This is a genomic window from Acinetobacter sp. USHLN143, assembly GCF_037145695.1.
Taxonomy (GTDB): domain Bacteria; phylum Pseudomonadota; class Gammaproteobacteria; order Pseudomonadales; family Moraxellaceae; genus Acinetobacter; species Acinetobacter fasciculus.
In genome coordinates this window covers 19,583-39,868 of record NZ_JBBCWZ010000006.1, presented here as the reverse complement: position 1 = coordinate 39,868, position 20,286 = coordinate 19,583, and the positions used below count along the sequence as shown (strand labels likewise).

Annotated in this window: 18 protein-coding genes and 4 tRNA genes; 12 read left to right on the top strand and 10 right to left on the bottom strand. The window is 44.4% G+C overall.

The features are described from left to right. Nucleotides 1-31: 31 nt before the first annotated feature. Entirely contained in the window at nucleotides 32-604 is a 573-nt protein-coding gene (gene rrtA, locus WFH18_RS03185) for a rhombosortase (protein WP_004732261.1), read from the top strand. A gap of 197 nt (nucleotides 605-801) precedes the next feature. After that, nucleotides 802-3,084 carry a TRAP transporter large permease subunit gene (locus tag WFH18_RS03180; RefSeq protein WP_121979943.1) on the top strand — a complete coding sequence of 761 codons (2,283 nt, stop codon included), beginning with the start codon at nucleotides 802-804 and terminating at the stop codon, nucleotides 3,082-3,084. Between the two features lie 63 nt (nucleotides 3,085-3,147). On the opposite strand, the gene WFH18_RS03175 is transcribed toward WFH18_RS03180, so the two are convergent. The 6 genes from WFH18_RS03175 to rnr all read right to left on the bottom strand — a co-directional run bounded on the left by WFH18_RS03175 (nucleotide 3,148) and on the right by rnr (nucleotide 9,983). Further along, complete coding sequence (locus WFH18_RS03175; RefSeq protein WP_086044454.1) at nucleotides 3,148-4,029, bottom strand: DMT family transporter; 882 nt, start codon at nucleotides 4,027-4,029, stop codon at nucleotides 3,148-3,150. 55 nt (nucleotides 4,030-4,084) lie between these two features. Further along, nucleotides 4,085-4,519 carry a hypothetical protein gene (locus WFH18_RS03170; protein ID WP_004732253.1) on the bottom strand — a complete coding sequence of 145 codons (435 nt, stop codon included), beginning with the start codon at nucleotides 4,517-4,519 and terminating at the stop codon, nucleotides 4,085-4,087. Nucleotides 4,520-4,536: 17 nt separating this feature from the next. Further along, nucleotides 4,537-4,746: a YheV family putative zinc ribbon protein gene (locus tag WFH18_RS03165; protein ID WP_171054337.1), complete on the bottom strand. Its 210-nt coding sequence runs from the start codon at nucleotides 4,744-4,746 to the stop codon at nucleotides 4,537-4,539. A 40-nt stretch (nucleotides 4,747-4,786) separates the two neighbouring features. Further along, nucleotides 4,787-6,826, bottom strand: coding sequence for a M3 family metallopeptidase (locus WFH18_RS03160; RefSeq protein WP_121979944.1), 2,040 nt, complete (start codon nucleotides 6,824-6,826; stop codon nucleotides 4,787-4,789). A 69-nt stretch (nucleotides 6,827-6,895) separates the two neighbouring features. Then, nucleotides 6,896-7,450, bottom strand: a complete 555-nt coding sequence (locus WFH18_RS03155; protein WP_004732250.1) for a hypothetical protein — start codon at nucleotides 7,448-7,450, stop codon at nucleotides 6,896-6,898. A gap of 85 nt (nucleotides 7,451-7,535) precedes the next feature. After that, nucleotides 7,536-9,983, bottom strand: a complete 2,448-nt coding sequence (rnr, locus tag WFH18_RS03150) for a ribonuclease R (protein WP_336754582.1) — start codon at nucleotides 9,981-9,983, stop codon at nucleotides 7,536-7,538. 263 nt (nucleotides 9,984-10,246) lie between these two features. Here rnr and WFH18_RS03145 point away from each other — a divergent pair. The 5 genes from WFH18_RS03145 to WFH18_RS03125 all read left to right on the top strand — a co-directional run bounded on the left by WFH18_RS03145 (nucleotide 10,247) and on the right by WFH18_RS03125 (nucleotide 11,643). After that, a tRNA-Ser gene (locus WFH18_RS03145) sits at nucleotides 10,247-10,336 on the top strand. A gap of 16 nt (nucleotides 10,337-10,352) precedes the next feature. Next, a tRNA-Arg gene (locus WFH18_RS03140) sits at nucleotides 10,353-10,429 on the top strand. Between the two features lie 49 nt (nucleotides 10,430-10,478). Then, nucleotides 10,479-10,555 (top strand) — tRNA-Arg (locus tag WFH18_RS03135). A gap of 118 nt (nucleotides 10,556-10,673) precedes the next feature. After that, nucleotides 10,674-11,279 (top strand): dihydrofolate reductase family protein, encoded by a 606-nt coding sequence (locus tag WFH18_RS03130; protein WP_004732246.1) that lies wholly within the window; start codon nucleotides 10,674-10,676, stop codon nucleotides 11,277-11,279. A gap of 287 nt (nucleotides 11,280-11,566) precedes the next feature. Further along, nucleotides 11,567-11,643, top strand: a tRNA-Arg gene (locus WFH18_RS03125). A gap of 105 nt (nucleotides 11,644-11,748) precedes the next feature. Here the strand turns inward: WFH18_RS03125 and WFH18_RS03120 are convergent. Then, entirely contained in the window at nucleotides 11,749-13,047 is a 1,299-nt protein-coding gene (locus WFH18_RS03120; protein WP_005265578.1) for a hypothetical protein, read from the bottom strand. A 168-nt stretch (nucleotides 13,048-13,215) separates the two neighbouring features. On the opposite strand from WFH18_RS03120, the gene WFH18_RS03115 reads away from it, so the two are divergent. Both WFH18_RS03115 and WFH18_RS03110 read left to right on the top strand, forming a co-directional pair. Beyond that, on the top strand, nucleotides 13,216-13,713 hold the full coding sequence (locus WFH18_RS03115; protein WP_004645081.1) for a YcxB family protein: 498 nt from the start codon (nucleotides 13,216-13,218) through the stop codon (nucleotides 13,711-13,713). A 37-nt stretch (nucleotides 13,714-13,750) separates the two neighbouring features. Next, nucleotides 13,751-14,392, top strand: a complete 642-nt coding sequence (locus WFH18_RS03110; RefSeq protein ID WP_004732240.1) for a fumarylacetoacetate hydrolase family protein — start codon at nucleotides 13,751-13,753, stop codon at nucleotides 14,390-14,392. A gap of 52 nt (nucleotides 14,393-14,444) precedes the next feature. Here WFH18_RS03110 and WFH18_RS03105 read toward each other — a convergent pair whose 3' ends face one another. Then, nucleotides 14,445-15,266, bottom strand: a complete 822-nt coding sequence (locus WFH18_RS03105; protein ID WP_004732238.1) for an AraC family transcriptional regulator — start codon at nucleotides 15,264-15,266, stop codon at nucleotides 14,445-14,447. Between the two features lie 104 nt (nucleotides 15,267-15,370). On the opposite strand from WFH18_RS03105, the gene WFH18_RS03100 reads away from it, so the two are divergent. Next, nucleotides 15,371-16,309, top strand: coding sequence for a DMT family transporter (locus WFH18_RS03100; protein ID WP_004732236.1), 939 nt, complete (start codon nucleotides 15,371-15,373; stop codon nucleotides 16,307-16,309). Next, nucleotides 16,306-17,193, top strand: a complete 888-nt coding sequence (gene yddG / locus WFH18_RS03095) for an aromatic amino acid DMT transporter YddG (protein ID WP_004732233.1) — start codon at nucleotides 16,306-16,308, stop codon at nucleotides 17,191-17,193. Before WFH18_RS03100 ends, yddG begins: the two co-directional genes overlap by 4 nt. Nucleotides 17,194-17,222: 29 nt before the next feature. Here the strand turns inward: yddG and WFH18_RS03090 are convergent, their stop codons facing one another. Then, nucleotides 17,223-18,470 carry a YihY family inner membrane protein gene (locus WFH18_RS03090; protein WP_004645086.1) on the bottom strand — a complete coding sequence of 416 codons (1,248 nt, stop codon included), beginning with the start codon at nucleotides 18,468-18,470 and terminating at the stop codon, nucleotides 17,223-17,225. 113 nt (nucleotides 18,471-18,583) lie between these two features. Between WFH18_RS03090 and wrbA the strand changes: the two genes are divergently transcribed. Continuing rightward, nucleotides 18,584-19,174, top strand: a complete 591-nt coding sequence (gene wrbA / locus WFH18_RS03085) for an NAD(P)H:quinone oxidoreductase (protein ID WP_017397980.1) — start codon at nucleotides 18,584-18,586, stop codon at nucleotides 19,172-19,174. 53 nt (nucleotides 19,175-19,227) lie between these two features. Here the strand turns inward: wrbA and WFH18_RS03080 are convergent, their stop codons facing one another. Then, nucleotides 19,228-19,671, bottom strand: a complete 444-nt coding sequence (locus WFH18_RS03080; RefSeq protein WP_171066856.1) for a hypothetical protein — start codon at nucleotides 19,669-19,671, stop codon at nucleotides 19,228-19,230. Nucleotides 19,672-20,286 lie beyond the last annotated feature (615 nt).

Sequence of the window (20,286 nt, the reverse complement as noted above, 5' to 3'; positions counted from 1 at the left end):
AAATTAGATGGTCAGGGAGGACAATAGGCCGATGCTAGATCAACATTTTCGACGAAAAATTATTTTTCTAGCGGCTTTTGTCTCTCTCTCTGCATGTCTGCAAATTTTTCAGGATTATTTCATCTATTGGCAAGAGAGCCTGCTGGGTGAATTCTGGCGACTCTGGACAGCGCACTGGGTGCATGTGGGCTGGCTTCATTATTTCCTGAACATTCTTGCCTTTCTCTGTTTGCCTTTCATTTTTCCACGCGCCACCGTCTGGCATTTCTGTGCCATTTTACTGATCTTGCCACCGTTGATCAGTTTAAGTTTTTATTTTTTCTTACCCAATATTGAAGCCTATGCCGGCTTGTCAGGCGTACTGCATGGCGCCTACGTAGCAGTGGCCTGTGTGCATTTGCTGTATAAGCGGGAACGCGGTTTTGCGGCGCTGGTGTTGTTTTTGATCTTTGCCAAACTGGTCTGGGAAAACACCATTGGCAATGTCGGGACGACGCAGCTGATCGGTAGTCCGGTTTTGGTTGAGGCACATTTACTTGGTGTGATTTGGGGCGTTATTCTGGCGCTGATCTATATCGTGAGCAATTATTTTCGGGATAATTAAAGTGCAGAGATAAATCATTTTCTTGGCAGAAAATACAAAAAGAAAATATAAATTGTCATTTTTATTGTGCCAATTTTCATGCAAAGTCAAAACATAGAATAAAGATCCTGACCTTTGAAAAGGAATTTTCGGGGCAGAAGGGAAGATCGGCGTCCTAGACCAAGCATCAGGCCGCTAAAATAAAAATAGGAATACACATGCAAAATGATGATCAAAACAGATCAGGATTAGGTCTGTTGCGTTATATATGGACAGAGTGGATCTCGACCTTCGTCGTGCTGGTTTTACTTTTGCTCACTTTGATTATTGGCACCGGGGAAATGATTCACGGCCAGTTGCTGCGTATGGGCGAGCGTATTTACGGCAATCCGGCAACCGCAATGCAATATTCATTTCTAAGGGCTGAACCGACGCGTCCACAATGTGAACGCAATATCAATGTTGATCAGCGTGTTCAGCAGCAGATGAAAGCCGATGCAGCCGATGAATATGCTGATTTCTTCGGGGTGCGTTCGGAAGCGGATGTCCGTGCTGCGGTGTTACAGGCACAGCAGGTCTGTGAAGAATCCTACCTGTTCTATGATAAAGCCATTCAACATGTGGAAGCTCATCCAAGTATTCGGGCTTATCGGACGTTTGAAACCTCTTTCTTTGGTATCTTCAAGTTTGGTACAGAAAACCGGGCTTTGCTCTTGGTTATCATGGTGGTCTTTGCTGCGATCAGTGCCACCCTAAAAACTCATCATATTGGTTTACGTAGCCCGAGCACACGTATCGACTTTAAAGTTTATTCGGTCGCCATGCTGGTTGCTAATGCTTTCCTGGCATTTTCATCCTATAGCCAATATCAGTCCGTATTGAACTCGGGCGTGCCGATGGGAGAGATGAAATACATCTACTGGTTGTGGATGATTCTGTTCAGCACCCTCACATTGATCAGCTTGTATCAGGTGATCAAACAACCAAAACCAACGCGTGAGGGCGGCAGTTTTGGTCTGGCCTTTCTGAGTGTACCGCTATATGCCTATATGGCCATTACGACCGGAATAAATTTCACTTTCTTTATGGACTATCCAATGGGACAGGGGATTTACCTCGGTCAATTGGTAGAGTTTTCTAGTATCTTCCTGAATCTGGCCTTGTTTATCTGGGCCGGTATGTTGCTGAAACAGACCCGTGTCGTGGACATGTTCCTGAACATTCTGCGTCCCTGGAATTTGGCACCTGAAACCCTGACCTGGCTAATCTTGCTGGCAGCTGCATTACCGACTGCCTATACCGGAGCATCAGGGATTTTTGTAATTGCCGCAGGTGCGATTATTTATAAGGAAGTCTGGAATGCGGGTGGACGCCGTCAGTTTGCACTGGCAGCCACCGCAATGTCCGGCTCAATGGGCGTAGTCTTACGTCCTTGCTTGCTGATTGTCGTCGTGGCATCACTCAATAAAGAAGTGACCACCGACTTGCTCTATCACTACGGGATTTATGTCTTCCTGCTCAGCTCGACTTTATTCCTGGTAATTTCCCTGTTCTTTGCAGAAAACAAATTCCGCATTGCTGCGCCTACTGTGGCTGCTCCTCAATCCGGTCGTGCCTTCATGGCGATTATTCCATATATCGTGATTTTCATTCTGATCTGGTTATTCTATAAATATGCCTTGTCGACTGACCTGAATGAATTTACCGCACCGGTGATGATGCCAGTCATTCTGCTGATGATTGTCCTGTTCGATAAGTTACGCCATGAACCTGCGCCGTTGCCGGCAGTGGGGCATTGGGATGAAACCTTGACCGCAACTTTAAACTCAAGATCGACACCTGAACTGGCGACAGCCGGTGCCGCGGCCAATGCAGAATATCGTGAAGCTGAACATAGCGAACAACCAGGCAAAGAGCTGGTTGTTGATCATGCTGTGCAGCGTTCAAAAGCGACTGAAATTTTGCGTCATGTCGGTTTCTGGAAGTCCATGCATATTTCGACCAGTGAGACCGTGGGACATATTGGTGCTCTGGTCATCCTGATGGCACTTTCGGTGAGTGTCGGTGGCTTGCTAGAACGTATGGAAATTATGGAAGCCTTCCCGACCGATATCAGTAGTACCATTCTGGTGATTTCACTGATTGTCGGCTTAATGATTTTTGTCGGGATGATCATGGATCCATTCGGTGCGGTGATTCTGATCTCGGCGACCGTGGCTCCAGTGGCCTATCAATACGGCATTCATCCAGTACATTTCTGGATGATTACCCTGATTGGTTTTGAGCTGGGTTATGTGACGCCACCGGTTGCGCTGAATCATCTGCTGGCCAGACAGTCGATTGGCGATGCCGAAGTGGCCGAGGCGGATGCAGAAGTACGACACTTGTCTTTCTACTACCGTTATGAACGCTGGATTTTGCCGGTGATAGTATTGCTGCCTGCGATGCTGATCATTGCCTATGTGCCTTATATCTTTAAGCTGTTCGGCTGGTATCAATAAGAGAAATACAATAAAAAAGCACCTACGGGTGCTTTTTTATTGTATTTAATTTGAATTCTTTGATCAGATCTTCGATGAATTCAAGCGCTTTTGCAGGATCGGACTACACAGTAGAATCGCACAGAAAATCAGCCCCAGCCCAATCAGGCTATAAAGGTCTGGAACTTCCTGCCAGAACAGAAAGCCCCACATGCCGGCAAAGAAAATCGCCACATAGTTGACCGGTCCAATCTGTCCTGCCGGAGCCAGCTTGTAGGCATTTGACATAAATAGTTGGCTGAAATTGGCCAGGATGCCGGCAGTAATCAGATAGCTGAGTTCTGTCAGAGTATAAGGCCGCCATAGCCAGAACATCGGAATCACTGAAATCAGGGTGCCAATAAAGCAGAAATAAAATACAATTTTTTCCGGAGACTCGGTTTTAGTCAGTGCCCGAACCGTGACAAATGCCATCGCCGCTAGAAAACTCGCACTCAAACCAATGACCGACATCAGGTTAATTAAACCCGAATCCGGTTTGGCAACACAGAGTACCCCGATGAAACCAATTGCAGCGGCGACTAACATGCTTGCTGTTATTTTTTCCTTGAGAAATAGCCAGGCAATCAAAGGAATAAAAATCGGAGAAGAGTAGGTGAAGACCATGGCATTGGAGAGTTTTAAATGGGCAATGGCATAGAAAAAGCCGTACATGGCAGTCAGTCCGACCACTGCGCGCCAGGTGTGCATCCATAGTTTTTCAGTTTTGAAAAAACCAATGCCTTTATTGAAAATGAAGGGCAGGAAAATAAACAGCCCGACAAAATTGCGAAAGAAGACCACGGTGGCGTTATCAACCGTTGCTGAGGCATAACGGATACACACGCCCATGACTGAAAAGAGAAAAGCAGAGCAGGTCAGTAACAGAATGGCTTTAAGCAGATGCGGAGCGGCTGGGGCAGACATGGAAACAACTGAGCTAGAAGATCTGACGATATTCTAGCTGAAATGCTGCCGAGATTTACTGGCTTTGAGCAAGTTGTGCTTCAAGTAACTTGATCTGTTCCTCTTTCAGTTGGATCAACTGGTCGGCATCGCTATGCTGCGCATCCAGTGTGGCTTTTTGTTCATTGAGCTGAACTTGGATGTCATCTAATTTAGCCACTTCTTCTTTGGCCAAACTGGCATTCTCCGGCACCGGTGCATCTAACAGCTGATCTGATACCAGTGCTTTAGTTTCGATCGCCTCAGCTGCTTTCGCTGCAGCCGTATCTTCTTCAGTTTTCGCCGCAGGTTTTGCTGCCGGAACAGCCACGATATCTTCCTGATGCATGCGTTCCGCTTCACCGGAAGAGGCATTCAACCACTGATATAGCAATACCAATGCAACGACAGTAACTAAAGCCCCCATAATCCCCATTAAAAGTTTGGGGTTATTTCTTTGTTCTACTGACATAGCTTGAACCTTGATTTTTATTTTACTGAACGAGGTTTAAACTGAATCACGCCAACTTCATCTGGAACAGCTGGTGTTTCTGGTTGATCAACATGTGTGGGACGATTTTCTTCATAACCACATTCAATACATTCGATCCATTCATCTTCACCAGAGGTCAGCATGACGACGCGATCTAACGCCTGACATTTTGGACATTTTGCGCCTGCAATGAAACGACGTTTAATGGTCATCATACTCACCTTGTGATCAACTTAAAAAGCTAGTTTAAGCGTTTTTAGAGGGGTTCGTCCAACCTTGATGACGCAGCAACGCATCTATTTTTGGCTCGCGTCCGCGGAAATTGATAAATGCGTCAAGTGCTGTGTCTCTTCCGCCAACTGCGAGGATATTTTCCCGAAACTGCTTTCCGGTAGTGGTATTAAAAATACCTTCATCTTCAAAGCGGTCGAAGGCATCACTGGCCAAAACTTCGGCCCATTTATAGGAATAATATCCTGCTGCATAACCACCGGCAAAAATGTGACTGAAGCTGTGCTGGAAACGGTTATAGTCAGTGGTCGGTAGGACCGCATACTTTTCACGGATCTCATTCAGAGTAGCCTGAACCTGTGTTGCATTTAAAGCCGGATTGGCACGGTGAATCCTCAGGTCAAACAGGGCAAATTCAAGCTGACGCAGGGTTTGCATGCCAGACTGGAAGAAACGTGCATCGAGCAAGGCCTTGAGCAGTTCAGCCGGCAAAGATTCTTGAGTTTCGATGTGCTCGCTGAGCAGATCCAGACTTTCCTGATCCCATGCCCAGAATTCCATAAACTGGCTTGGCAGCTCAACGGCATCCCAAGCCACGCCATGGGTACCTGCTACCGCAATATTGTCCACTTCTGTCAGCATATGATGCAGGCCATGGCCAAATTCATGGAACAGTGTAATCACTTCATCATGGGTCAGGAGTGCAGGGCGATTGCCTACAGGTGGGGTAAAGTTACCGACCATATAGCAAATCGGTTTTTGCAGGCCATCACTGGTCTGCATACGGGAACGGAAACCACTCATCCAGGCACCGCCACGTTTGCCTTGGCGTGCATACAGGTCAAAATAGAAGCCGCCAATCACCTGACCTTGATCTTCCAGTTCAAAATAACGTGCATCCGGATGCCATACAGGCGCTTCGCGTTCAATGACTTGAATGCCATACAGGCGATTGACAATATTGAACAGGCCTTGCAGAATTTTCGGTGCAGGGAAGTAAGGTTTAAGCGCTTCCTGTGACAAATTAAATTGCTGCATTTTTAGCTTTTCAGAATAATAGCCGCTGTCCCACGGTTGCAGATCACGGATGCCATCTTCAGCGGCAATCGCTTTCAGTTCAGCGATTTCTTGCTCTGCCGGTGCGCGGGCATGCTCTGCCAGAGCACGCAAGAACTCGTCTACAACCTCTACACTCGGTGCCATTTTGCTGGCTAAGGACAATTCCGCATAATTATTAAAGCCAAGCAGTTTTGCCATTTCCAGACGCAGACTCAGGATTTCTTCGATCAATGCAGTATTGTCAAACTCGCTCTGTTCAGCCTGATCTGACGCACGCGTGGTATAGGCTTTATACAGTTCTTCACGCAGAGGACGATTTTCTGAGTGGGTCATGATCGCCAGATAAGACGGGAAATCCAGCGTAGCCACCGGTTGATCCAGCTCGCGTTGCTGACCATATTGTTTTAACAGCTCAATATTACTCGAAGATAGACCCGCTAACTCATCTTCATTCAGCGGTCTGAAATAGGCTTGAGTCGCATCTAGCACATGGTTGGAGAAGTCGGAAGATAATTGGGATAGACGTGCAGAAATTTCCGCATAACGTTTTTTCGCCTCACCCTTTAATGCTACCCCAGATAATTTAAAGTCACGTAAGGCCAGTTTAATTGCGCTTTGCTGTGCTGCCGGGAGTTCATTATAAATCGACGCATCGTAAATATGCTGATAGGTTTGATACAGCGCCGTATGTTGACCCAGTTGCGTATAGTATTCGCTAAGACCCGGTAAGAGTGCTTGATAGACATCACGGGTTTCGGCATTGTTCATGACGGCATTTAAATGCGACAGGATGCCCCAAGACTCACTCATATTATTTTCAAGCGTGTCGACATGTTCCAGTGTAGTTAGCTGCTCCTGTACTGAAGTAGGTGTTTCGGTGAGTTCATTCAGGAACTTTTGCCCTTCAGCGATACAGCTTTCAATTTTTTGTTTTAGCTCAGCCAGCGTAATCTGATCAAATTGTGGAACAGGCAAAGTTGCCTTTTCTAAAGTCATGTCGGTCTGCCGATTTATTTCCTATGATAAATCTAGATGTAGGGGTTATGAGCTAGGAAATCAAGCTATCTACAGTTTTTTCTCGATCTTTTGATTTAAGGTTATTAATGATTTATTGATATTTTTTAATTGTTCTAATAATCCTCCATTGGATGCTGGAAGTGATTCTAATTCATTTATATCAATTGTAGAGATGTCAGTGATTTTTGTTTTCCAAAGATTCAAAGGGTGTTTATACAAATATGTAATAGTGAATGTTATAGGGGAATTATCTAATGAATCTTTTAAGCCCCCATATTTCCCCCAATCGTATATATAGCTCTGATTGGGTGGGAATACTTTGACTCCATTTTTAAAAATTCCAGTTTCAAAATATTGTTTTTCAGAATTTAATTTTTCAATTCCAAATGCTGCACGAGGGATTAGTCGATCACTAGATATTTTCACATTATGAGCGATGGATTTTCCAATATTTTTAACATGAAGTTGGATTACGGATTCTTTCCCATAATGAGGCGTAGCAAAAATAATAATTTGTGGTTGCTGATCGGATTTAAATACTGCGTAGGTTACGAGCAGAGCCATAAGAGAAATGATTAATGTTAGAATATTAATAACTTCCAATTTATAATTCCTTTTTATTTCTAATTAGTATCTTGATTATAAATAAAAAAGAGCGCCGTAGCACTCTCTTTTTGATCATCAAAAATTATTCAGTCTTGGCTTTTGCATTCGACTTTTTCTTTTTGACCTTGGCCTTTTTCTTTACTTTATCTTTAACCTTTGCTTCAGACTTTCCTGCAGATGGTTTAGCAGACTTTTTACCGTAAGAGCTGGGTTTTCCTTTTCCTTTTTTGCGTCGTATGGGCTGTTCTCCATCGGCGCTCAGGTTGGATTTAGATTCACGTTCATTGTTGCCAAACACTTCTTCTGTAGCTGCTGGACGTGATACTGGTTTTTTCTCGCTCACGCGCGGTGCACGGGCACGAACTGCACGGCCGGCATGACTGAGTTGTTGCACCAGTTCAAAGTCGATCTTGCGTTCTTCCAGATTGACACCGGCAACCTTGATTTTGACTTCATCGCCCAGAGCAAAGACCTGACCACGGTTCTGGCCGATCAGATTCTGGCTGCTTTGATCAAAGACAAAGAAGTCATCCCCTAGCTGGCTGACATGCACCATACCATCGACATACAGGTCTTTTAGCGTGACAAACAGGCCAAATTCTGCCGTTGCACTAATAATGCCGACAAATTCTTCACCCAGATGCTGCTGCATATAATGGCATTTCAACCAGGTCGTTACCGAGCGTGATGCTTCATCTGCACGACGTTCTGTGGCAGAGAAATGGTCACCAGCTTCATCTAAAGCACCACCTGAAAGTGGAGATGGCTTGTTATTTAAATGTGCTTTGATTGCACGATGCAATAACAGATCCGGATAACGGCGAATTGGTGAAGTGAAATGTGTATAGGCTTCATAAGCCAGACCATAATGGCCTGCATTACTCGCACCATAGTAAGCCTGCATCATGGAGCGTAATAACACCGCATGAATACTTGGTGCATCAATCCGTTCTTTGGTCGCTTCAATCACCGCCTGATAATCTTTCTGAGTCGGCTGTTCCGGGAAATTCAAACCCAGCAGCTTGACGAAGTCACGGACTTTCTGGATACGTGAGAACTCAGGTGGCTCATGCACGCGGTACAACATTGGCATTTCATTTTTCAATGCATATTCTGCGGCTGCCACGTTGGCTAGCAACATACATTCTTCAATCAACTTATGTGCATCATTACGGCTACGCGGCAAAATTTCTTTAATTCCGCCTAGTTCGTCGAAGGTCATGTAAGTTTCAACGGTTTCAAATTCCATGGCATGACGTTCAGCACGTAAACCTTTAAGAACTTGATAGAGTTGGAACAGGGTGTTGATCGACTTGCGAACTTCGCGATCTTCGGTAATCGCCTGGCTGTCGCCTTCCAGATACTGTGCGACCTGATCATAGGTCAAACGTGCCTTGGAATGCATGACAGACGGATAGAACTCAAAACCGGTGACTCGGCCAGCACGTGACAGTTTTAAATCACACACCATACATAGGCGGTCAACGTTCGGATTTAACGAACACAGGCCATTCGACAATGCTTCAGGTAACATCGGTAAAACAAAGTGCGGGAAGTAGACTGACGTCCCGCGTTCCTGCGCTTCATCATCCAGTGGTTTGCCTGGACGTACATAATGACTAACATCAGCAATGGCCACGACCACGCGATAACCACCGCCGGGACGTTTTTCGGCATAAACGGCATCATCAAAGTCACGCGCATCTTCACCGTCAATAGTAACCAATGCTAAATCACGCAGATCAATACGGCCTTCACGGTCTTTGGCCGTTGGCTCTTTAAAGCTTTCGGCCTCTTTAACCACTTCTTCCGGGAATTCATAAGGCAAACCATATTCTAAAATGGTTTGTGGAATGATGATTTCAGTATCGGCCTTGTCCGCCATGGACTGCACAATATGTCCGGTCGCGAATTCTTCACGGGTCGGATAAGTATCAATCGCCACACGAATCGAGTCACCCAGATTGACCTGGGCATGTTCAATCAATTCTTTTTCAAGGGTGATTGGCTGATGTGCATTTGGGTTGGCTGGCTGGATAAAGTATTCACCATCATACTCTGACACTTTACCAATGATCTGTTTGACACGATGCTGCACAACTTCCGTAATATAGCCCCAGGCCTTACCTTTACGGTCTACCGAAGTCTGACGCACTTTAACGCGGTCACCATTAAAGACCAAGCGCAGTTCACGCTCAGTCAATAAGAGGTCGTCCTGGCCGGAAATGTTGGCAGTTCCCATCCCTCGGGAATTGATATAAACCGTCGCTTCGGATTCAGGTTGCTCGACGGCAATCTGAAACTTGTAGCCATCTTTCATCAGTTGCCCGTCACGCACCATCGCAATTAAACGGTGGCTCAGAGCATCAATACTTTTTTGATCTGCAATTTCAAAATGTTCGACCAGGTCTGCATGGGACTGGGCATTGTTCTTTTCGATGGTTTCTAAAATGAGCGTGCGGCTAGGGATAGGGTTGTCATAACGTTCGGCTTCAGCTTTTGCTTCAGGATCGACCCAGTTTTTCATCATGTCTTTAAATTTATCTTAGGAGATAGGTTTAGCATAAAACATGTGTGCGCAGACTGCACGTAAATGATTGCAATAATCCATTTAAGTTTTCAATTTTCTGTTAATTTTCGATAACTGGAAATTTATGCAGTTTTTTTGCCATCAAAATGCACGAAAAATCGAGGAATTGCTTAAAAAGTATTTAAACGAGCAAAAATATGCACTTTTTTTTGATGCTGCGCTTGCAGTGCCATGCCGAAATTTGTATTATGGCCGCACGTTACGGTGAGATGGGTGAGTGGCTGAAACCACGTCCCTGCTAAGGACGCATACGGGTAACTGTATCGAGGGTTCGAATCCCTCTCTCACCGCCACGCTTACTTACATCGCGCGCTCATAGCTCAGCTGGATAGAGCACTTGGCTACGAACTAAGGGGTCGGGAGTTCGAATCTCTCTGAGCGCACCAAGTAGGTTAAGCAGAAAAAACGTATCGCCAACCGAGGCACACAAGTTACGCGCTCATAGCTCAGCTGGATAGAGCACTTGGCTACGAACTAAGGGGTCGGGAGTTCGAATCTCTCTGAGCGCACCAACTTGAACAATTAACCGCACATGTTGCGGTTTTTTTGTGCCTAAAATTTACAGAAATACCAGACATCACGTGCTAAAAATAAGTCTCAGGCGAGTGAATAAAAATAAAGGCAGTCGTGATGAGAAAAATCATTGTCCAGGAATTTTTGACCCTCGATGGTGTGATGCAAGGGCCCGGCGGTCCAAAAGAAGATATATCTGGTGGTTTTCAATATGGTGGCTGGGTGGCGCCGTATTTTAACGCAGAACCAGATCCGGCATTTGATGTCATCATGCAAAAATGGATGCAGCCCTCCGATATTCTTTTAGGGAAACATACTTTTCAGATTTTTGAATCTTACTGGCCCACACATACTGAAGACTGGCCGGGAATCAATGACGTCAATAAATATGTTCTTTCTACCAGTCTGGAGCATTCCGACTGGCAAAATACCCTTTTTCTGAAAAGCATTGATGAGATAATCAAGCTTAAAGCATCAGGAGAGGGAGATATTCGAGTTTATGGCAGTGCTGCAGTGGTACAGGCGCTTTTCAAATATGAACTTGTGGATGAACTCCGTCTGCTGACTTTTCCAATTATACTGGGTGTTGGCAAACGCCTGTTTAGTTATGAAGCAATACCCGCCGCTTTTCAATTGATAGATCATCTGGCCAGCTCAAATGGTATTGTGTTTACGCATTATCAAAGGGCAGGAGAAGTAAAGACTGGAACAATAGGCGAGTGATAAAGTGTACAAGGATGATGGTCGTTTTATATTTGAATTCTATTCTGGCTGAATACCTGGTTAAGAATACTTAAGGCTGACCCATTGCGTAGTGATGGAATTTTTGGAAAATACAAGCCTCTTGATTGAATTAATTAAGTGTTTTTAGCTCTAAATCCGCAGAAATTTTCAGCAGAAAACTATAAATTTTGATACATCGTTTAATTACTGTACATTCAGTTGTGATTTTATTAAAAAACACTTAACAAGACTGAAAAAGCTCGTATAATGCACCCCATCAAGACGTCGCGCTCATAGCTCAGCTGGATAGAGCACTTGGCTACGAACTAAGGGGTCGGGAGTTCGAATCTCTCTGAGCGCACCAATCTTGATAAGAATTCTGAAAAAACCGCACGTTGATGCGGTTTTTTTACGTCTGTGATTTTTAACTATTTTTCATATAAAAAACCAATAACTCTCTGCTTCCTACTCATCTTAATTTCTGCTGCACTTTCAGTGCATAAACGGTATTACCACCCACTGCTGGTAAAATATCATGATAGGGCATGCTACGCATGGCTCTTAATAAGAACGGCGCCTGATCGTGAATTTTCATACTGCTGGTGATTTGAAATAAGGTACCTTGTGACTGCGGCAATAAGCGCATACCACCTTTCACAAACTTCAAGTCACCGCCATTGGCATTGAACTGGTTTTGCAGGGAATCAGGTTGGTAAAAATGCATCTTAAAATTAAACGGGATCTGAATCACGCCCAAACCCACCGACACCTTATAGTTGGCATCTATATTCTGAGTATTGACCGGATTCAGTTCGACTTTCTTGATCTGCCGAGGAAAAAGCTGCTGCGTCGCTTCAGCCGCTAACCACGGTCGCAATTTTTCGACCGGATGCGCAAAATATTGATAGGTGCTGCTAAATCTTAAATTTTCTGAGGCTTTTCCTTCTTTGACCTGATAGCTCGGTAAAATGAAACTGACCGGTTGCCCTGATTTTTGGCTGATCTGGGCAATTTTTTGTAGCTGTTGAGGGTTGAATCTCATCTGCGGAATTGGAGTTGCTAGTGCCGCTATATGATCGGTTTCAAAGCGCTGTTGTAGTGCTTCCAGTAGAAATGCATTGGTACTCGGCGGAATGCCGAGTTTGGCTTCAGGCAGCGCATTCAGGATTTTACTGAATAAAAAGCCTTTGGGCTGATTCAGGTCGCCCCATTGGGTGACAGTCACCAGCGTTTTATGCGGACCCAGTGCAAACCATTCCAGTTTTCCCGCACCATAGGGAATCGGCGCATCAATAATTAAGGTGCTGATGCTGTTTTCGCCCAGATGATGCTGCATCACTACAGTTTCTTTAAAGTTTAACACCGGAATCGGGGTCGGGATATGAACCTGATATTTAATCTGCTGAATCGAACCCTGCTGCTCTAGCACTTTGGCTGACTTTAAAGTTGGAAACAGACCCACATAATTTGGATAATGGCGCAGCAATTTTTCAACTTGAGCTTCAGCCACAGGCAATACCACAGCTGCACTATAAAACTGTGTCTTGCTGGCTGCATTATTGTTTAAGGTGGGGAGCTGGGTTTTACTGGTTGGATGCGCATAAATCAGAATCCGCTCGCCGGTTAATTCTGCCAGTTGCTGGGCATTGCCCTGATAAGCACTCAGACTGCTCGGCAATTCGGCATTCCAAGGAATAATCTTGGCCAGTGCTGGGACAGAAACTGCCAAACAAACACCGATGAGCATGCATTGCTTTAATCCTTTCATTCAACATCCTGCAACATCCTGTTGCGTATTTTTTGTTTTAATTGCTGTTTATTTAAAACCAAATGCACGTATTTCCAAAGCAAAGTTATGTAATTGATGCGACAGGCCATAAGCGCTATGGATATTTTGGTATAGTATTGGGCAAGATTTTATTTTTGATGTGATGCTATGACTGAGTCAGCACCGACTTTATCGACCCGTTATTTTCTGACTTTAGAAGAATCTCAGGATGGTTTTGCCCTGGCGACGTTTGGTAAAAAGCAGATTTCACGTTTTCTGACGCCTCTGGTCAGTATCGGGATCATCATCTGGGGTTTCTCGATGGGTTTTGATGGCGTCGGACGTTATTACGTGGCTTTGGGCGCATTTTTTCTGCTCCTGCAAGGTATTATGCGTTACTGGTTCCTGCCGATGATGTTTAAACGTCAGTTTGTTAAATATCAGTTTGGTAAAAGCGAACAGGGTATTGATTTGTATCAGGACTATGCGGAAATTTTTAATAATGATCGTAGTAAGTTGGTGCCATATAGCGAAGTGCAGAATTTTGCTGTCGGTAAACTCACTTATATGCTGGAATTAAAAAACCGTACCGTGGTTATTGTGCCGAAGCGTGCATTTAAGGACGGCACTGAACAGAGTATGTTCGAGCATACATTTAAAAAATAATTCAGATATCTATAAAAGGAAAAGGGAAGTTTTGATCATGAGCACACGTCCATCCAAAATCGTTTGCGTGGGTCGCAGTTATGCCGATCATGCCAAAGAACTCGGCAATGCGATCCCTGATCGTCCGGTATTGTTTATCAAGCCACCGAGTGCCTTAAGTTCGCTCGAAGCAGGCATTGAATGGAATCCGGAATGGGGCAATTGTCATTATGAATGTGAACTCAGCTTGCGCATTGACCGGACTTTAAGCAAAGAAAGCGATCCTGTGAAATCACTTGAAGCTGTGGGTGCGGTGACTTTAGGTCTGGACTTAACTTTGCGTGATTTACAGGATGATCTCAAGAAAAAAGGCCAGCCTTGGGAACGTGCCAAAGCCTTTGATGGCTCTTGTCTGTTGTCGGACTGGGTGCCTGTCGCCGATGTAGTCACGGACTGGAAAGATGTGCATTACACACTGCAAGTCAATGATGAGCTACGTCAAAAAGGTGATACCGCTTTATTGATTTTTGATATTGCTACCTTGCTGGCTGACATCAGTCAGGTCTTTACTTTGGAAGAAGGGGATGTGGTGATGACCGGTACCCCGGCAGGTGTTGCAGCATTGCATTCAGGCGATCAACTGAAAATGACCCTCAAAGGGCAGTCTCAGGATTATGTCTGGACGACTTTTGTGAAATAACCAAGATTTTGAATCAAAGGAGCCAATGGGCTCCTTTTTCATATGCATCATTTTATTCATTAACAGTATAACGCTTGCGAAACTGATCTGGGGTGCTTCCCATCCAGCGTTTAAACATGTTGATAAATGCCGAGGCATTGGCATAGCCCAGATCAAAGGCAATGCTTTCAACGCTATGCGCTGCATTTAATAAAGACATGGCCTGCATCACTTTCAGGCGTTGCCGCCATTCATGTAGTGACATTCCCAGTTCTTTCTGGCTATATCGCGCTAGCGTCCGCTCGGTTAAATTGACGCGTTCTGCCAGTTGCTGCAGCGAGCTCTGATCTGCTGGATGCTGATGTAAATAATCTAAAATCTGTTTCAGCAATGCATGTTCTGAATGCGGTAAATAACTGCTGACCAGTTGGGCTTGCTGGAGCTGATCGAGCAGCACCTGTAGCAGACGCTGATATTCAACTGAATTCTCGAGTGCTGGATGGTCTTGCTGATACAGTTGTTTCAGGTGGGTGAATAAAGCGGGGACCAGAGGTGCACTGAGCAGGATGCCGGGTTGGGTGGGCAGTTGGCTGCATAGTGATTCATGCACATACAGGGTGCCATGAGAAACTGCGGTACGGTTCAGACCACGATGTTCTAAATTTGGCGGGAGCCAGATGCCGTGAGGTGAAGGTGTCACATAATTTATATGATTAATATTCACTTCCATCACGCCATGAAAAGCATAGACAAATTCTCCCCAGGCATGGCCATGCAGCGGATAAACAGATTGCGCGGGATCCTCCCTGAAACTGAGCCAGAGCGGTGCTTTAATCAGATCATGGGTCGGAAGTTGCTTGAGCGAAGCTGAATCTGCTTGGATTTTTTTATGCATCACCGAAATTGCCTGAATAACACCATCATTTGTCTACTTTGAAGTATATCTTTTATTTCTGACGCTTTTATAGTGTACCTTCCAAATGAGCAACAGGACCGTATGTGAGCCAGCGTCAGGCATTAGATGCCAAAGCATCTGCCATCATGTTTGTATTGTGTATGTTGTGGGGTTTACAACAGGTGGTATTGAAATGGGCCGCCAGTGATATTTCAGCCCTGATGCAAATTGCCTTGCGTTCAGCCTTATCTGCGCTGATGGTTTATCCCCTGATTCAGCAGAGCGTGCGCCGTCAACTCTGGAATGCACGCTATTTACCTGCAGGATTACTAGTCGGTGTGTTGTTTGCAACCGAATTCTATCTGATTGGTGAGGCACTGCGTTATACCTCAGCCTCGCATACGATTGTTTTACTTTATACCGCGCCGATTTTTGTGGCTTTGGGTTTACACTGGAAATTGCCGGCAGAGCGTTTGTCTTCTGTGCAATGGGGCGGAATATTTCTTGCCTTTAGCGGAATTGTAGTCAGTTTTCTGTTACGTCCACAGACAGAATCAACTTTACAAACTGATGCCTTGTGGGGAGATTTTCTGGCTTTGCTTGGCGGCGTATTCTGGGCAGCCACCACAGGCAGTGTACGTCTGAGCCGGCTGGCTGAAGCACCTTCAACCCAGACTTTGTTCTATCAATTATTGATAGGTGGAATCCTGTTATTGCCTCTGGCTGTTCTGACTGGACAAGCAGCCATTCAATGGACAGTGTTGTCTATTTCCAGTCTGGTTTTTCATACCGTGGTGATTTCCTTTGCCAGTTATCTGATCTGGTTCTGGATGCTGAAACATTATCTGGCATCACGTCTGGGCGTATTTTCCTTTTTGACCCCTGTATTCGGCATGCTGTGCGGCGTGCTGATTCTGGATGAACATATCGAAATCAATTTTATTATCGGCACCTGTATGGTCATGCTGGGTGTGATTCTAGTGAGTTTGCAGGGATGGCTGAAAAAACCGAATATCAATAAAAGCATTCAAGAGCAAGCATGAAAATCTGGTCTGTAAATTTAGCGACCTGGATTGGTCTGTCTTCTATTCTGATCTGGGCCAGTCTGGTCGCCGTAGTGAAACTGATTACTGAATCCACCAGTGCAGTGCAGGGGATTGCTTTAATTTATAGTTTTAGCAGTCTGGCGATTTTTGCGTTCACCGGCTTTCCAAAAATCACGCAAATGTCCAAGCGTTATCTGCTCGGTTGTGGCGCTTTATTTGTGGCTTATGAGATTCTATTTCTGGTTGCTGTGGCATGGTCGGATAATCGTGAACAGGTGATGCTGATTGCCATGATCAATTATCTGTGGCCACCCTTGATGATTGTTTTTTCGATTTTTGCCCGACAGTTGCAGGCCCGCCTCTGGGTGATTCCAGGATTTCTGCTCGCTGTGATGGGACTGATGCTGGTGGTCAATCCAGAAATCACTAATCTGCCGAAGTTCATGCAGGTTTTAGCTGAAAATCCTTGGGCCTATGGCTTTGCCTGCCTCGGCGCTTTGTTATGGCCTTGCTATTGCGTTCTGACCAGAACCTACGGCCGCGGACAAAATGGCGTACCGATTTTCTTTTTGGTCGCTGTAATCAGCTTATGGCTCTTACATTTAGGATTAAATGAACCTTTTATCATGCCCACATTCAAGCTATGGCTGGGAATTGCAGTGGTGGGAAGTCTGATTGGTATCGCCTATAGCAACTGGAATCAGAGTATGCAATTCGGCAATATCAAGGTGCTGATCTTAGCCACTTACTTTATGCCGATTCTTTCTTCGGTCATGTCCATGCTGATTTTGGATGTCAGCCCCGAACTCAGTTTCTGGATCGGGACTACTTTGGTAAGCGTGGGTGCGATTGTTTGCTGGAAATCTACCGCTATCAGTTAAAAAAAATCCTCTCAAGCGAGAGGATTTTTTTATTTATGTCGGAACAGTTCGGACAATGGAAAATTGAGTTTTTCTTCCAGATATTGATCAGTTTCCTGTAATCTAGGTGAGAAATTTTGCATCCAGATGTCATCAGTCTGGGCATTGGTGAGATGGTTTTTGCGTGGCAGTGGATAAGGCAATTGCAGATAAAAATTCCAGAAGCTGACCTGATCCAGATCGCGAACCAGCACATATTCATTCTCATCGGTGCGTTTGATTAGATTCTGCTTTTCAAACATGGCGACATAGCTCGGCCAGCGGCCAATTTCATCCCGGCCCAGCACTTCAAGCGCTTGTGCTTCACTGATGCTTTCACCGGTTTTCTGTTTTTTATAAAAGAGTTCTAACAGATCCAGCAGCATGACGATCGGATGACGTTTATTGTCCTGCCCAGATTCAAACGCCGTCAGGGCATAACTGATTTCAACCCCCAATAATACAATGATCCACGACAGATAAATCCAGAGCAGGAAAATCGGTACGGCGGCGAATGCGCCATAGACAATTTCATAACTGGTGAAGTTTGACATGATATAGCCGAACAGGTTTTTCAACAGCTCAAACACCACGGCACTAAACAGACCGGCAATAAAGGCAGATTTAAGCGGTACACTACGATTCGGGATGGTCCAGTTCAAAATGAAAAATCCGAGTACAGTCAAAGAAAAGGAAATCGCCCAGAGGACAAAGGCGCCGTCCAGCTCATAACCGGCAAAGTTATTGCTGAGAATGCTCATGGATGCCACGGTCGAAGAAATCACAAACGCACTGCCCAGTAAAATCGGCCCTAGCGAAATGATGGTCCAGTAACGCATAAAGCCCATAATCCCGCCTCGCGTTTCAGTCACACGCCAAATGCGGTTAAACACCGTTTCGATACTGCTGAGCATCAATACTGTCGTCACAAACAAGAACAGAATACCAATGATGGTGAGATTGCTGGATTTATCGGTAAAGGCATTCAAGGCTTTATCAAAGGCAATGGTGGTTTTGGGCAAAAAATTACTATAGATGAGCTGCTGTAATTGCTGCCGCGCAGGTTCCAGCGCTTTAATGGAAGAGATAATTACCAGAAAAACCGTCAGCATCGGCACCACCGCAAACAAGGTAGTGTAGGTTAGGGAACCTGCCTGTTCGCGACAGCGGTCTGCTTCAAAGCGTCGAAGTACAAATAAAACAAATTGAAACCAGTGTTTTTCATAGAAAGGTAATTTCTTTAAATACTTAACAATCATCTGCATCCAATCTCAATTTTTTTAATCATCATGAATTTTCATCATCAGCTTAACCAAAAAACTTGCAAAGTATCGTATAGTTTTATTTTTTTAAGTAATGAATAAGAACCATGATGCAACCTTATGTCCTTGTTTTATATTACAGCAAATATGGCTCAACCAAAGAAATGGCGCATCTGATTGCCAATGGAATTGAAGCGGCAGGCGTGGCAGTAAAAATCAGGACAGTTCCAAATATTTCCAGTATGGTAAAAGTTGCTGAACCGAGTATTCCGGCAGAAGGGGATATTTACTGTACTCTGGATGATCTAGCGCAGTGTGCCGGCCTGGCGCTCGGTTCACCGACCCGTTTTGGCAATATGTCCTCTGAAATGAAATATTTTTGGGATCAGACCACGAGTCTGTGGCTGAATGGAGCGCTACACGGTAAACCGGCTTGCGTGTTTACGGCATCAGGTTCCATGCATGGCGGACAGGAAAGTACTTTACTCACCATGCTGCCGCCGTTATTTCATCATGGCATGATGATCATGGGGCTTAGTAACGCAACACCGGCACTATCGAATACCAAAACTGGTGGTACACCTTATGGTGCTAGTCATGTCAGCGGCCCGCGGCATGATCAGGGCCTGAGTCAGGATGAAAAAATTCTATGTGAAGTACAAGGCAAGCGTTTAGGTGAAGTGGTACTGAAACTCAATTGAGTCTGAAAAACACTCACAGGAAATGAAGGATGAACTTCATTTCCTGAATTTTATTAGGCTTTTTTTTGATCTTTTTGATCTTTTTGATCTTTTTGATCTTTTTGATCTTTTTGATCTTTTTGATCTTTTTGATCTTTTTGATCTTTTTGACTAAATCTGTATTTGCATTTCAGACATTGATAATCCTGAAACAGATTACGGTCGACAGAAACCCCGGCCTTTTTCCCCAGAAAATTACCGACCACACCGCCGGTAATCCCGACACTGATTGCACCGACAAAAGTGCCTACGGTTCCGCCGACAATTACACCTAAAGGTCCGGCTACAGTACCAATCGCAGCACCAATCGATGCACCTGAAGCAGCGCCACCTACAGTCCCTGCAGTTGCACCCGCTGAACTCATGAGAATGCCGCCAATTTTCTTTAAATTCTGTTCATGATCGCGCTGTTCGATATCGGCTGAGCCACATTTAGGACATTGCATAGATTGTTCCATTAAGGATTGAGATGTGCTTGTTTTAGGTTTGTCGGGAATAGGATGTGTGCCCTGATCAGCACTTATTCATAACATACAACAACACACTAGATAAGTTTTGAATTCGCAAATCAGAAACATTGCATACTCACTTGATTCTAGTTGAGTTCACGCTAAAACATTGTATTTCAGCTGTAAATATATGCCTTCTTGGTTGATTAACGCAATTCTTAACCTGTCATTGAGGAAATGGCAAATCTCAAGATCATCAGAAATGTTCTTCTCTCATCATTCTAAATATTGTGCTTTTAGCTCTTAGAAAGACTATTTCTGGAGTTGAGATGAAAAAGGAAAGGAAGTCGAAAAATATGTAAACGAGTTCTTATGAGGTCTATTAAAATTTTTCAGACAAAATACACCTGAATATTGGTGTTTCTTTATAAGTCACCTTCATTGTAATTGATTAATTGTATTTTAAACAAAGTGTGACATTTATCGTTATTAAATAGAAGTTCTAATAAAATAAAAATTTACGGTCTTTAAAATGTAAAAAGCATAATAATTCTAATCTTTATTAGATAAATTTTTGATTATTAATAATATAAAAAATATATTATTTTAATCAAGTTTTTTATA